Here is a 14,789-nt window from a genome sequence, read left to right as displayed (position 1 = left end):
CCAATCACGGTACAACCCACTAGATCGATAGTGAAACCGTTAGGCATCACCCCAACGTCTACGATTTTTAATAAAACTGGAGCAGGGTTTGATTGCGCCGATGAGCTGGTAGGTACATGTTGACCCGTAAGCAAGACGGTTGGTATCACTGTGCCAGCTGACAACCATGTCTCAGGCTCTTTTTCAGTTTTCTTGCTAGAACCTGTGTTCTCTTGAGAAATCGCTTGTTTTGCTTTGGCTGCGACTTGGGTTTTGGCTGTTGACGCATTACCAACATTTGCTTCAGCACCTGTCGCAGCGGCCTTACCTAAACTCACGTCACCACGGTTCATGGTTAAAGGCTTTGACACTGGCGGGGTCATGGCGACATTCGACTTAAGGCCTGCCATTGGGTCTAGGTTAAACTCGGTACTTGGCAATGAAGGTGCTTGCTGGGCGATATTTTCTGGTCGAGCTCCTTTCGCGCTCACACTGTCTCGTGCTGTTGCGGCATTTTTGCTTTGTTGTTCAACCAGCATTTGCATTTGATGCGCGATGGTCTCGAGGCGCTTTTGTGATTCAAGCTGAGACATTTGCAGGGTATCGACCTGTTGCTGAATTCGCTTTTCACTAGCTTTTTGCTCGGTGTACTGTGCATCAATCGCTTTTTCACGCTCTTGAATTTTCTTTCGCATCGCTATGAGTTGGCCGGAAGTCTGAGTGGACTCCAAGCGCTCACTGCCCATGGTGCTCATAAACGTAGGCTTCGCCCTGACGGGGGCTGAGCTGGCTGGGGTGTCTGGAGCCGAAGGGAAAATAGCATCCGCCAAGAAATAGGCAGGCAATGCCATTAACACGATTAATGCGATAGTGCGCTGGTTCGATGGAAGCGCAAGCCACTTGCTTTTTAAATCCTGTAACGCTTGCATGTTAACCTCCTACACGGCTACGACGTGGAACTTTCATTTGGCGTTCGAAGTAGCTGCGGTCACGCAGAATGTACACTTCGGTGCTTTCCCTTGGGCCTAATGTCGCTTTATCTAACACACCAACGGCCATCACATCTTCACGACCTGGCCCCATGCAGGACTCGTCGCGGAATGAACGTAAGCCATTGACATCGTTTCTGACCTCCATGATGTCAACGACCAATTTGGATCCAATTAAGCGTTGTTTCACTTCATGGTAAAGTGGGAGCATTTGGCGAATATCGCACGGGTAACGCACTTCCGCCGGAATGGTGTCACCTTCAAGTAGTTCGTAACCTGCCGGAACTTCGGCTTTGGCCACAACTTCCAGTAACGTCATTACATCGTCAACATGGCTGTCAGCGACGGGCTGGTTATTAGCAATACGCTCACGCTCTGCTTGTTTTGCCGATTCCAGCTCCTTAGCTTCGTTCTCGCTGTAGATAGACACGGCTTGCAAAGCTGCATTACGTTGACTCGCGTTATAGCTAACGGTTAACTCCACGAGCACTGGTGGGACGTTTAATGGCACCAAGTAGAGTGATACTGCGGTCTCAGGTGCGCCATCTTCTTCAACTATTAAGTCAATCGCGCCAGCGTTAACGCCAGGTGTGACGTACACAAATCCTTGCTCACCGTAAACCAGCGCTGCATCACTCGGTACTGACGTGGTTATTTTAGCGTTTTTGAACGAGGTCGCGATTCGGTTCGTGGTTGACAGCGAAATTGGCAATGTCGTTGTGCCACCGGCTTTCAATGCAATCACTTGATGGCTTTTGTACTGCTTGCGTAAGTAGTCCATTGAGTCATCACGACGGCTAATGACTTCTCCGGCATTGGCAGGGGAGATCGCCGTCGGATTAACAGGGCTCGCGCCGCCGTAATTGGGGACTTGTTGATGCTCTGTCTGTTGCATTGGTTGCTGTGCTGGCGGCTGGGTCTCTGGATGTTGATTGAGCACTTGTTCATTGGGCGAAACCGTTAACGCAGTTTGGGTACCAATTTCTTTGTTCGTATCGATGGCCAGAGGTTGATTCGCATAAGGGCTGTTTAATTCAGCCTGTAGCTTTTCTTCTGCTTGATTGAAATCAGTACCCAAAACAGGTACTCGTTGCGGATTCACTGATTCAGTCGGTAACGAATAAATGTCATCGTCAGCAGCAAAAGCAGGAGTGATCATTAATGTCAGAAGGATTGCAGTTGAAAGGGGTCTTTTATTCATAGGTCTCACCGTGACTCGATTTTAATCACACTGTCTTTATCCAAGGCAGTTGTTGCGTTTTTGCCTTGGAGAATTTCACGCTCACGTTGAGCAGGGTTAACAGCAGCTGGATATTGTTGAATATCCAGAATCATGGGATTGCCGTTTCGGATCCCGATTTTTAATTCAAAGGTGTACGCAGTAGTATCAGCTGCGCCTGTTTTTAATGAGGTTGTGGTTTGTTCACCCACAACCCATACGTAATCTGTGACAGATGAATAAATCGCGTCAGACGGGACGAACTTCTGACTAACACCCCTGAGCGCCATTTCTTCGATAGCTGCGGCCATCGTCGCTTCCGCTTCATCTGGGTTAAGTTCTAACGGGATCATCTTGGTCACCCTGTCGATAACGAACTTAGCATTCTTGGGGGTGATATTGCCGATGATGGTTGCAATCATCAGGCCCCATTGGATTTTGAATTCTTGAGTCACGCTATTGCCGTTCATGACAATCGGCTCTTTAAAGTCGTTTGGCATGACAATGACTTCGGTCTGCTTGGTCATCACCATGAACAGCAAAAGCACCACGCTAATGCTTAGTGCCAGATTAGAACGACCTATGTTTTTGTTAGAGATATTGAGATTGTCGTAACTCTCTTTAATCTTCGATTTCCAAAGCATGTTGACCTCTTACTTAATTAATCGACGAATGGCTGGTGACATGAGGGTTTCCGGCCCTTTGGAAATCCACAAACCGTTTACCCATAACAGATGCTTTAATACGCCACGTCCAAACTTTTTAAACAGTGTTTCTACTACGGCCATGCTGCTAATTGCCGCGATAATGCCTAAGTTGATGTGACCTGATGCAAGACTAAAAACCATCACAATCACCGCCAGCTTGATTGAGTCCCAATGGATAGTTCCAACTTTGATAGCGCCGTTACAACGCTTAGGAAATCTCGCTTCACTCATGTCTCACCCCTTGAAAAAAAAGGGTGCATATAAGATTGCACCCTTCCTTGATACAGCAAAAATTGTCGCTATTAGTGAACTAGGCCAGCTTTCAGCGCTTCTACGGTTACAGTTAAGCTGCCGTCGATAGTTGTAGGCGCGTTAGCCAGTACCAGAATTACGACAACAGAAGCTAAGAAACCAATTAGGTTTGGTTTAATCATTGAGAATGCGATAGTACCTAAAATTGACAAACCCATGATTGCTTTAGCAGGCGCGCCCGTCATTAAACCCTTTACCTCGTCCCACATTTGGTCGAAGAAAGTGTGTAGGGTCGCGCCAGACGCTGATACCGCACTTGCTTCTCCAGCGAACAGCAATGAGCAAGCTACCGCGACAACGATAAGGGCGAAAAACGCTCTTACGGCAACAGGGGCTTCTTTAAACTGCTGGATTAGTCCTTTCTTTTCGGTTTTAGCGCTTTGGTTCATTGTGGATCTCCGTTAAATGTGACGGTCAAATTTTAACTGTTTGCGTGTTACTGTCAACACGTTATTTATATTGTGAGCGCTATCTATATCAAAGATAGCACACGGAGAGGTGATTACATGTTCTTCGCGCTGTTAGCCAACGTAGTTTTGAGTAACCAGCCGATAATCACCGCTGCAAAAAGCGGGAAAAGCGGGAACAGCTCATTGGAGAAAAATGCAGGCGTAACGCAGTAAAGCTCTAACAGAATTATCACCAATATTCCTGACCAAAGAGCCAGTCTGAAATAGCCAGTTGATGGTGCGGTAAATTCATGTTGCTTAATTTTACGTTGCATTAATCCGTCCACAGCTGATGCGGCAATCAACCCAATGGCCATCCAAAACCAGAAAATCAGCAAGGATAGTCTCAGTAAGCACTGATACCAAATGGTCTTGATGTTTTGAGAAATCCGTGTAAGAGGGGTACGCCATAGTAGATCCCCTTTTAAACCAGTGTCCTGATGATACTGGTCAATGAACGCGGCTAAACCTGATTTCACCATCGTCGCCTCGTACCAGCCTTTCGCCCTAAACACCACAACCATAGTTGCCTCCGTGCTAATGGCCTTTTCTATATTTGAGATTTCCTTCCGTAACATTTCGTTATGCTCTTGGGGCTGCATGAAAATCAGTACGTAAATACTGATTAACGCTCCAACCGCCAAAATTAACCTGCCGTGCAGGGTCTTACTCTCAACTACGCCGTCCATAATCAACACTCACTACAGTAAAATCGGAATACGACATTGATAGGTCTTACCGTTGGCCAGACGTGCGACGTACTGCAACTTAGGTAATTCCGACATCAATGAAAGAGGGTACGCTGGCTTGTCAGCTTCCATAATCCGCTCACCCACCGAGCCCGAGTAATTGTGGAGCTTACTGGTAGAATCGGTGTTAGAGCTTAACTGCCATTGCTTTGACTTAATTGGATACTCCGGGAGTAGCGCCGCAAATCGCTCCCTGGTGATATCATCTCGAGCTCGCAGACAGAACCAGTTAGCGGTTAACGACAAAACACGGCTCGCTACTGCATCACCGGCTTTATCAATCAAATCGGGAACACCCTGAGTAGATAGGTGCAATTCAAAGCCTGCACCACGACCCATCGCGGCTAAGTTAATTAGGCCGTCGGAGAGTGCAGAGTGGATTTCGTCACCAAACACCGACACACGTACCCCTTTACCGCCTTCGTAGTTGTAACGTGACGCAGCTGCCGCGCAGGTATCTTCCATAATGAGTTTCGATACAGCTGCTGAAATTGCAGGGTTACCCGATGAATCGGTGGCGATGTACAACACGCCGCCCGTATCAATGAATTTCTTGATGTCGATAATAGGACGCTCGTCATCCGTATCATTCGGGTCAGGGCTTAACATCTTGTCCAGCGGCGCAGCGGTTAACTGGGTTAACATCGGCTTGGTGGTCGCTAACATCTTGCTTTGGTGAGATTGGTCGTGCGTTAAGAAGCCAATAAAACTCGATACCGCGTCTTCACCTTTGTCGTCAGGGATTAACACCTGTTGGTAGCGCATGATTAAACCCTGTAGCAAATTGCCGCGGCCTTCCTCGGCAATTTGGGTCGCCATGTTCGCGTACCAATCTGGCCCGTAATGCATAGTCATAATCTTGCTTAAGGCTGCTAGGGCCAATTCGCTTTTGCGGTTTAGCATGTAATCAGCGACCATCTTGATTGATGGTCGCTTACCGATAAAACGTAATGCTTCAGCCGTGACGTAGAATGAGTCCCAGGCATAGGAGCGAAAACCCTCAGAGCTTCCTGAGCCTTTTTCTAAGACGTTCGCTAAGCGCGATGCAATCTCTGTTGTCACTGTGAAGTTCACCAGTGGGTCAATTCGCACTGATTGACTTGGCTCAGCAATGTTGAAGTAATAAAACGGGACGCCTAAACGCTTCGCTTCTGCGCGTAATCTGTTCTTCCAGTTTGGATCGTTCTTAGGGTCTAACACTAATACAGAGTTACCACGGTAAAGGGCGCCAACACTGTTAAGCGTTAACATCGTTGTTTTCCCGGCACCAGGTAATCCGGTGTAGAAACTATGAGACCAGAATAGCGAAGCATCCAGCCACAAATCCTGCTCGTCACCACACCCCTGAATCCACGGCCGACCTTCTAATTTCTCGGTATCTGCTTCGACTTTCTTCAGGGCTCTACGCACTGCCCAAGGCAAGAAACCCTTAGCGTGTTCTGGGCGTTTACCCACCAGCTGATAAGCTCGGTTTGCTTCGGTGATCGTCCACTCAAAGCCGCGACCAAAGAAGGCCTTATCCCTCTGGGTTTTGCTCAGATCCCACAAAGCGCTAGATTCAATGAGGTATTGATAGTTATATACCAACTTAATCTGGCGACGTATTTGCGGTAAGGCTTCTTTTAAGCGCTTAACCGACATACCCGCTGTGGCCGCAATAACCGAAACTGCGACCATCGATACATCGTGTCCACTTACCCCGTGGTATACCCACGAGCCTGCCGTGAACAAGGAGGCTCCAGCCCAAGCATAACTGGATTGGATTTCATAAATCGGCCTATACATGTTCTCCATGAATAAGCCGTTAGTCTCGATGCTTTTACTCATGCTCTATTCCCACTGTCTCAAATACCATCCATGCAACTTGGTTACTGTCTGTCGCAATTGAGGCGTTGTCGCCTGCTGTGCGCTTGAGGCTAGTCGCCTCTTTTTTTGCTAACCCTACTTCTTGCTCGTAAGTGGTTAACGCGAAACTTTGGATTCGGATCACCCCAGGGCGGAGGTCTATACCGGACTTGCCTGCGCGAGCCATCGCCCAACCAATGAACACTTGCAACTCAGGCGGGTACTTGCTCTTTTCCTTCGGAGACTTGTTACCCGTGGCGACTTTTAGCTGTGAAAGTGTCGATACCTGCTCGGCAGGAGGGGTAAAGCTCGCAGACGTGGTGGCGGGCTCAACGGCAGTTTCAATAGCCGCTTCAGCGACGGGGACGGTAGGTTCCATGTCAGTCGTTAACATCGATAGATCTTCCGGCGTAAACCATGGCAGCTCATTCTCCGGCGTGGCCAAAGACATCTCCCCCGTGTACTCGGACAACGGTGGAAGTTCGTCAGTCATTAACGAAGATAAATCTTGCTCTGGGACTTCTGCCATTAGGCTATCTACCGCGTCATCAATGAACGACGGGGCTAAATCAAACTGACCGCTTGATTCTGGTGATACTTCGTTAGGCATTAACGGAGATAATTCTTGCTCCGGGACTTCTGTCATCGGGCCATCAATCACATCATTGATAGAAGACTCCTGCTTGGGCAGGTTATTCGGCTCTGTAATGACCTCGGTGGTTAGGGCTTTATTCTTTTGCTTTTTGGCTTTGCGTTCATCGGCCTTAGCTTGAAGCTCAGTCAGCATGTCACCCACTGGCTTGGCAAGAACGTCGGCTAGCTTCAGCTGGTAGAACTTTTGTTTGTTAACGACATGAATAACTTTACGCGGCGCTTTAGGGTCTGGAATAAGTAACTTGTTATCCATCAAATCCTTCAGCACGGCACCCTCGTCAAAACCAAGCCCTCTCATTTGCTGGTCAATTTCTTCGAATAGGCTGGTATTCAATGTCAGCACGTCACCATCCAGCTTTGCTCGATGTAGTGTGTTGTTAGCCGTTAGCAGGTATTCGATTATCAGATCAATACAGGTCTTGTCCTTCGATACTTCTGCTGGCATTTCTTGGGCTACTGGCTCATTTATCTCTACTGCCGCTTCCACTGATTCACTAACTACCGGAGTGTCATTCATGTTCTTAAACACGATACCCTTGGTGTCTGGTGCTGGAGCGCTGGTATTGGATTGCTCTGGCTCTTCCTTAGATTCAGCTTGCGGTTTCTTTGGCGCAGGCTTACTCGGCGTTGGTGCTGGTGCCGGAGTGTTGGTGTTCGCCGGAGCTGCTTGCTTCTTCGGTTTCTTTGTCTGAGCCTTACTTTGATTTGTTTGCGACCCATTCTGCTGTGCCGGTGTTACCGCAGGAGCAGGGGTTGACGCAGGAGCTGGTTGGGTTGGTGCAGCCGTGTTGTTAGCCGGAGTTTGCGGGTCTGGCTCACGGGTATCTGTCAGGGTGATTAGCCCTGTATCGGCGTAATGGATTAACAGTGAATCGTCACGGGTTAATGAGATTTTCCCATGAATGCCGCGTTGCGGAATCTCTTCGCCATAAACGATGCCTGCCCATTTTGGCTTAACAACTTTGATTGGCCCTGCCGTCCACTCTGGATTCGTAACAGGGTGCAAGTGGCCACTGGTGTAATCCTCAAACAGCGGCTCAAATAACTGACGCTCTACCAGCATCTCAAGCATTTTTCCGACTTGCATTGGGACGTTAAAGCCATCTTCCTTGAGCGATGACATCACTTTGTTGAAACTTGCTGGGTAAGACACGTACACATCTTCGGCGCCCAGGCACCAAATGTCGGCTTTCTCTTCGTTAACCTTCCAGCCGCGACGCATCATTTGTAAGCGCTTAATAAACGCCGCTTCCAGTGGCATCTTGCGAGCACCGGTTAATCTGTCCCATTGCCACATCATGTCTTTGTGGACCGAACGAGCTTCGCCTTTTTTAAGACTGTCTCTAAGTGAGTTATTAACTTCGATACTGCCGGACAAGGTTTCATAGATGGCGACCTGAAGGTCATCTTGAGTGCCAAATAGATACTGCTTCGCTGCCTTGGTCAGTACAGTGTTGAGCATGGATGATGCAAGCCCAATGTGCTTGCCGTGACGGTCTGCATAGTTCCACGTCACTTGATAACGGGATACTTGGTTGCGCCCTGACCAATCATAGATATTTTCGAGTTGTGGGTTCCAGACTGAATCATCGGCCTGCACGGTCATGTCATGCAGCGCTTTACCGATGTCATGCACTAACCCGATTACCCACGCCGCATATTGCCAACGGATTTTCTTACCGTGCAATTCGTCGGTAAATTTGGTCTCTCTAATATCAACCGACGCCATGTGACGCAGGGAGAATAGAGCCACCTCAAGACTGTGACGCGCTAAACCACCAACAGCTGCGTGATGATGGTTTTCTGAGGCTGGGAGTAGGTGAGCGTAAGAAAGGAAATTCGCTACCACATCCCTAACCAATGTCTGTGCGTTATAGATTTGATTGTATTCAGATAGGTTGGCAGGATTGAACGTGTCACGATGAATGTCAGTCAAACCCAGTTCACGAATCGACATATCGATTAGGTCATTATTGGATTTAATGATTCTCGCTTGATTCACGACAGCTACACCGTCAGCTACGGGAGGGTAGAACGTCTCTACCAACTCTTCGCTGACCACTTTAGTCTCAACCCCACCAACAGCCATCCGTACCGCATTCTTATCTGGGGTTTTGCCATCCAGTAAGAAGGATCGAACAGCCAAACTAACTAGCTTGGCTATTTTCTTCATTATGCGTTCACTACCAGCTTGCCGGATTCCTGCTCAATTTCTTCAGCGCCTGGGTCGTCATTGGCTGGCCGGTCATCTGGATTGTTGCGGGTGATGGTTTGCATGATTTTGTTGTAAGCGTCTAACGAATAAATTCCGCCCTTACGGTCAGCTGAATCTGTAGCTACAGTTCTCATGCGGCCAAAGAAACGAGTCATCGTGTTCATCGCAATACCGCGACTATTGTTGCTTACTGACTCAGAAATCACGCCAGCTAACCAGAGGTTTTCAATAGCTGCGATAGATTCATCAATCTGGGAAATTACGTCGATTACACGCCAGTAGATTGGGTGCTCGATTTGGAATTTCACGCTGAACGATTCAGGTGTCACCACGTCAAAATCGGCATTGTTGCCAAGCGAGGTAGACTGCTCATTGTTGTGGATTGTGTTGAGAAGGGTGCTGCGACGAACAACTTCTTCTTGCTCAGCTGCAAACCACGCATCTAAGCGGTCACGGATTTCTTTGTTGTTTGACGTCAACACAAATAGACCAGCGATACGGGCGATGCTGTATTTGATATTCTGCTGACGAGCATCATTGCTAAACAGCTGCTGGATGGCACTGCTCTTGAAATCCATTTCCTTCAGAATGAATTTACGCGACTGAACTTGACGCACTGCAGATGGTTTCTGAGTACGCTTTGATGCAACTTGTGGGTTCTCGTTGGTCTGACTCATATAATCCTCCTAGGATTGTTTTCGCTCTATGCGACGTAGTTTGATTTTTGCTTCATGTAGACACTCAAGGGTTTCTCTCAGCGGAGCCAATCGATTCTCTGTGTCTTCAATCATTCGCGCCTCCCACTCTGGGGATTTGCGGGTTAACTGGTCTAAGGTGTATCCGCGCTGGGTCGGTTTAACGTCATCGCCCCACGACTTGCTGATATTTCCAACTCGTCCTGGTCGATACCTCGTCCAGACCAAATACACCTTTTCGTTTTTTACAACGACCCTGGGGGCCATCTCTCCGCCACTAAACTTCCCTCCGTCATCACTGCGCAACTGACGGTTTGAAGATCTCCATTTCAGCCAGTATTCATCGACAATGACCTTTGCCTGAAACTGAGCAGCTTCAATCAACCCCTCCAGGCTGCTGACGGCATTCACCAACTGGAACCCTAATGCGGGTACGGGCTTCCCGTTCTCAGAGCTACCCGAAGTACCTGAGTAGTCATTCATTCATTTACCTACTGTTTGTTCGTCTTCAGTAATCCGTTTTCGGCCTACGGGGACAACTCATGCGGAAACTCAGTTCGTTGGCGAACTCGTGTCGCTCACTATTCGTCATTCTGCGAGGTGAGTTTTGGGATAAATCCCAGGTGCCTCCACTGTTAGCCATCCTTTGATGATTTTCAGTTCGTTGGCCAACTCATGCTTTTCGCGTGATATACACACCGATTCATGGGCAAGCCGCCTGATAAATCTTTTCTCACGTCTGCGATCCAGTTGGCCATTTCCGGTTTTTCCCCAGTTCGTGAGCCAATTTGTGCATTCAGAGCGTTGATTTACTGATTTTGGAAGCCGTTAAAACTGCTTAATTTAGAAGAATCCAGAGTAGGAATTTCGCTACTAAGCCAGATTTAGTTGAACTTCAGTTCGTTAGCCATTTCATGTTTTGATTAATTAACTAGCGACATGTTGTGGTTAACAATGCGCATAATATACACACAAAATAAATAATACACGAGCTAAATAAACTGTGTATTATATTGATCCCAGATTGGTATTGGAATGGTGCGAATAATCATCCAAAGCAAGCTGGAATGGTTTTGGTAGTCTCTTAAAACCCCATATTGGGGGTCATTTGGTGTGGAGTTGGTATATGAATAATCCCGTCATCATCACAGTCGATGTTGGCTATGGCACAACGACTTGTGTACACAAGGAATCGCTAGGCAATTACTCAGTGAAGACGTTCCCTTCCCTGCCTATTCCGATTAAATCGGATATTAATCTGGGGTTAGCAGGCGAGGAACGCGATGTAACAACCGTGGAAGTCGATGGAATCACCTATGAGGTTGGTTCAGACGTAGGGACCTCGGTCGGTTCGCGAAATGTTCGCGTTCTCAACACCGAATCGTTTATCACGAGTGACCGCTATAAAGCGTTATTGTTTGGCGCCCTGTCATTTTTAGGCAAATCAAATCACATCGATATAGATGTGTTAGTGCTTGGTCTGCCAGTGAGTGTCATGTTCAGGAAAGATGAACTCGCCAAGATTTATACCGGCACTCACCAAATCACCCCAAGTCGCAAGGTCACCATTCGTCAGGTCTTGGTTTTTGAACAACCGCTTGGTGCGTTGATGTCATTTTTGCGCCAAGGCGGAAACGAACGCTTTGCCCAGTGCAAAGATAAAACCATGTTATCCATTGACCCAGGTTATATGACCACCGACTTCATTACGTCGAAAGGATTGAAGGTCAGTCCAAATCGTTCTGGTGATTCTGAAACTGGGATGTCCAAAGTGATTGGTGCAGTCGAAGTCGCGCTGCGCTCGCAACTCGAAGGTTTCAACATCAAACAGATTAACCCCGAGCTTATCGACCAAGCCTTTATCAGTGGTGAGCTTAAGCTGTACGGTAAAGCGATGAAATTCCCTAAGTGCGATCTGTTTGATGTAACTAGCGCGATTCGGTCTGTTACTGACGAAGCATTAACAAGTGTCGTCAATAAAGTGGGTGATGGTCAGGACATTGACCTGATTATTGTCTCCGGTGGTGCCGCAGCGGTATACCTGCCTTCGATTCAGCGCGCATTCCCTTTCCACAAAATCGAAGTAGTCGATGATTCTCTGACAGCTGTTGCCCGTGGCTTGCAAACCGCAGGCGAGCAATTCATTCGTGGAGCCATAGCACGAGGCGATTATCAAAAGCTAAAAGCAGTCTGAGGTGAGGGATGCCCAAAACAATCGAGAGACACATTCGAATTGCCGATGATACTCACCCGTTAATTTTCGCTCATTTAGTTCAGTTTGGGCCAAAGGCACTGACCCGCGAGATGATGACCCTGATGGAATTTGGATTAATGGTGAGACAGCAGGGATTTAATCTAGGCACTGTGTTGGCGCCGAAGGTAGAAGTCGAAAGTGAAAGGGAGAAAGTAGAAGCAGAGGCAGAACCTCAAAGTTCAATGGAAGATGACTTTGATATTAGTGATGATTTTTTTGTCGCCCGAGAAACGTGAAAAACAATAAATCAGCCGCCTGCAATTAAGGCGGCTTTTTTTCATCCAGTGAGGCGTGATATATTTAGCCTATGAGATATAAAAAGTGTGTTGGTGTTATGAAAGTAAATAAATTGATGGCTTTGATTTTTGCGGCTCTGGCTCTGCCAGTTGTGGCAGAAGATCCTGCAAATAGCAATGATGGTGGTAACTTCTATAAACAACGCGAAAAGGGCTGGTATTGGCACGAGTACATTCCTGAGCCCGAAGAAAAGGAAGAGGAAAAACCTATTGCGCCAACGCTATCTTCTGCCCCAACTGAGACTGAAACGAGTAAAAATTCAGTAGAGGCCATGAGCGTTAAGTGGTTCCAAGAAAACTTGCCCAAGGCAAAGGAGTTGGCGCTTAACACTGGAAAACCAGAAGACGTTAAACGCTACCTTTACATTCAGCGTGCCGCAATAGATCGCGCCAACCAGTTTGCCGCTACTTATATTTCCGAGCAAATGTTTGACCCTTACCTCGATGAAGGGTTACGCCGTCCTGAAAACGACGTGACGCTGCAAACTTTCAAAGGCGCTCAGTCTGAAAACCAATGGAAGTTAATTGAAGCCATCGGCAAGAAAGCCACCCTTATTTATTTCTACGGCTCTCAGTGTCCGTATTGCGCAAAGCAAACTCCCTACCTAATCCGTCTGGCAAAGGAATATGGATGGTCGATCATGCCTGTTTCTCTCGATGGCGGCACCGTTCCAAATGATGACTTTTTAGCATTAGGTGATTATCGAGTGGCGACTTCCGACATGGCGCAGCGCTTCGACGTCTTGGCGACACCAACACTGTATCTAACCAACAACACGGGTGATTACTTCCTGTTAAGTTCTGGGCTAATCGGCATGGATTCTCTCAGTGAAAGGATCATCGAACTCGCTAGCCGCGAGAAAATTATTAGCCAAGCAGAACTTAATAATGTGAAGCAGGTACGAGCTCTTTATATGACCGATGCAGAAGCCAAGGTTGACACGCAAAAAGTGTATGAAGACCCAGACTACCTCATTAACAAGATGCGGAATTTTATGCTCGGAAAACCTGATAGCGAGGGTGAACAAGAATGAAAAAGAAAGTTATAGTTGCTTTACTTTGTTGCCCGTTATCAGCGACAGCTGCTAGCGGGTTAAACAATTTATGGGATCAGATGTTGTCTGCCAGCTCCGGTGCAACTTCATATTCAGGCGCGAAACGTGACGGATTTTCTCTGGGGAGTGCGTCGGTACGGATTAAAACCACTAACGAAAAGATTGTGGCGGTTAGGGCTCCTTACCTTCAATCATCCTGCAAGGGGATCGACTTCTTCGGCGGCTCACTGTCCATTATAAAACGTGAAGAGCTTGTTCAGATGGCAAGATCTATCGCCGCCGCCGCCCCGATGTACGCATTCCAATTAGCAATGGGAATGTTATGCCCGGACTGTAATGCAATTCTCGCAGACCTAGCGAAACGCCTCAATGCGTTAAATGATTTTATCAGCAAAGATTGCGAGGAATGGGCTGATCTGGCCGAGCAACAGTGGCCATCACTTCAGGTACAAAGTGACCGTAAAATGTGGAAAGCCTACAATGATTCGGCGGGTGCTTGGTTTGATTCATTCGCTTCATCGACGGTTGAGCGCAGTTCAATAGACTCCCACTCGAAAGCCGCACAGTTGACTCAGGCTGGCGACGAGATGCAGTTCAACTCAGTGTATGAAACCTTCATGCAGTCTGAAACTACCGTCCCAACCCTATCCTCAGACCGCCATGTCGTCGCTCAAATGTTAATGACTATTTTAGGGACTGAAATTTATAAATTCGACAGCACATTAACTGCATCGGCTTCTGCAGGAAGTGATGCGGTCAGTCAGTCATTTAGCCCACAAGTTTCATTGAAAGACTTGTATCAGCCTCAAGCGACTACATCAATGGCTGCACCTAAACAAATGGTGGTTTGTGAGCAGCCCCAATCTGCCGATAGCAAGTGTCTATCGGCTAAGGTCGCTACTGTACCAATTAGTGATTCACGCTATTTGGATTCGTTTTATCGATTTTATGGTGATGCAATTTGTGGCTTAGTCGATTCTAACTTAGTCGGTTCGAGCATCATGGCCATCTATGCTCAGAAAGGAAATTATAGTGAATCTCAAGCACAAATCATGGCCAATATGCGAAGTGAATTTGAAGACATTATTAAACGAGCCTCAACAGTCAATGTCATCAATACAGGTAATTGTAAGTTTATCTCCGAAGCGATGGCCATAGATGCAACCCAGCAGTTGCTCGACGGTCTACGAATTGCCGCGAGCAAAATGGCTTCGACTGATAAAGGTCAGCGCGGCGCGTTTTCTTCAAAGTTGTTAGAGAAAATCGACGCACTGAGCCTTGAAAGGGAAGAAATGGCCAACAGAAGACGTGAAATGGAGCAGGAGCTATCAAATCAGATCAACTTTCGTGCAAGTTTGAGAGGTAAGTAAT

General features: G+C 47.5%; 14 protein-coding genes. 4 read left to right on the top strand and 10 right to left on the bottom strand.

Translation table 11 applies throughout. The annotated features are described in order from the left end of the window. The 10 genes from FJD32_RS24275 to mobI form a co-directional block, all read right to left on the bottom strand. A partial coding sequence (locus FJD32_RS24275; RefSeq protein WP_205403075.1) for a conjugal transfer protein TraB occupies positions 1–908 on the bottom strand: 908 nt, incomplete at its 3' end. A 1-nt stretch (position 909) separates the two neighbouring features. After that, positions 910–2,169, bottom strand: coding sequence for a type-F conjugative transfer system secretin TraK (locus FJD32_RS24270; protein ID WP_240200047.1), 1,260 nt, complete (start codon positions 2,167–2,169; stop codon positions 910–912). A 5-nt stretch (positions 2,170–2,174) separates the two neighbouring features. After that, positions 2,175–2,831, bottom strand: a complete 657-nt coding sequence (locus tag FJD32_RS24265; RefSeq protein WP_140906557.1) for a TraE/TraK family type IV conjugative transfer system protein — start codon at positions 2,829–2,831, stop codon at positions 2,175–2,177. 9 nt (positions 2,832–2,840) lie between these two features. After that, entirely contained in the window at positions 2,841–3,125 is a 285-nt protein-coding gene (locus FJD32_RS24260) for a hypothetical protein (protein ID WP_140906556.1), read from the bottom strand. 71 nt (positions 3,126–3,196) lie between these two features. Then, complete coding sequence (locus FJD32_RS24255) at positions 3,197–3,595, bottom strand: hypothetical protein (RefSeq protein ID WP_205403074.1); 399 nt, start codon at positions 3,593–3,595, stop codon at positions 3,197–3,199. Positions 3,596–3,708: 113 nt separating this feature from the next. Then, positions 3,709–4,344: a DUF4400 domain-containing protein gene (locus FJD32_RS24250; RefSeq protein WP_140906555.1), complete on the bottom strand. Its 636-nt coding sequence runs from the start codon at positions 4,342–4,344 to the stop codon at positions 3,709–3,711. 12 nt (positions 4,345–4,356) lie between these two features. Further along, positions 4,357–6,231 carry a conjugative transfer system coupling protein TraD gene (gene traD / locus FJD32_RS24245; protein WP_140906554.1) on the bottom strand — a complete coding sequence of 625 codons (1,875 nt, stop codon included), beginning with the start codon at positions 6,229–6,231 and terminating at the stop codon, positions 4,357–4,359. Next, complete coding sequence (gene mobH, locus FJD32_RS24240) at positions 6,224–9,076, bottom strand: MobH family relaxase (protein ID WP_140906553.1); 2,853 nt, start codon at positions 9,074–9,076, stop codon at positions 6,224–6,226. The genes traD and mobH overlap by 8 nt, the downstream gene beginning before the upstream one ends. After that, entirely contained in the window at positions 9,076–9,795 is a 720-nt protein-coding gene (locus FJD32_RS24235; RefSeq protein ID WP_140906552.1) for a hypothetical protein, read from the bottom strand. The genes mobH and FJD32_RS24235 overlap by 1 nt, the downstream gene beginning before the upstream one ends. A gap of 9 nt (positions 9,796–9,804) precedes the next feature. Further along, the gene (gene mobI / locus FJD32_RS24230) at positions 9,805–10,296 is read right to left on the bottom strand and encodes a conjugative transfer protein MobI(A/C) (protein ID WP_240200046.1); all 492 of its coding nucleotides are present in this window, start codon (positions 10,294–10,296) and stop codon (positions 9,805–9,807) included. Positions 10,297–10,939: 643 nt separating this feature from the next. Here mobI and FJD32_RS24225 point away from each other — a divergent pair. The 4 genes from FJD32_RS24225 (at position 10,940) to FJD32_RS24210 (ending at position 14,788) form a co-directional block, all read left to right on the top strand. Continuing rightward, positions 10,940–12,007, top strand: a complete 1,068-nt coding sequence (locus FJD32_RS24225; protein ID WP_140906551.1) for a hypothetical protein — start codon at positions 10,940–10,942, stop codon at positions 12,005–12,007. Between the two features lie 8 nt (positions 12,008–12,015). Beyond that, positions 12,016–12,303, top strand: coding sequence for a hypothetical protein (locus tag FJD32_RS24220; RefSeq protein WP_140906550.1), 288 nt, complete (start codon positions 12,016–12,018; stop codon positions 12,301–12,303). 98 nt (positions 12,304–12,401) lie between these two features. Next, positions 12,402–13,397, top strand: coding sequence for a conjugal transfer protein TraF (gene traF, locus FJD32_RS24215; RefSeq protein ID WP_140906549.1), 996 nt, complete (start codon positions 12,402–12,404; stop codon positions 13,395–13,397). Next, entirely contained in the window at positions 13,394–14,788 is a 1,395-nt protein-coding gene (locus tag FJD32_RS24210; protein ID WP_140906548.1) for a conjugal transfer protein TraH, read from the top strand. The genes traF and FJD32_RS24210 overlap by 4 nt, the downstream gene beginning before the upstream one ends. Position 14,789: the final 1 nt, after the last annotated feature.

Source organism: Shewanella sp. LC6 (genome assembly GCF_006385735.2).
Taxonomy (GTDB): Bacteria; Pseudomonadota; Gammaproteobacteria; order Enterobacterales; family Shewanellaceae; genus Shewanella; species Shewanella xiamenensis.
This window is presented reverse-complemented; position numbering and strand designations above follow the sequence as displayed.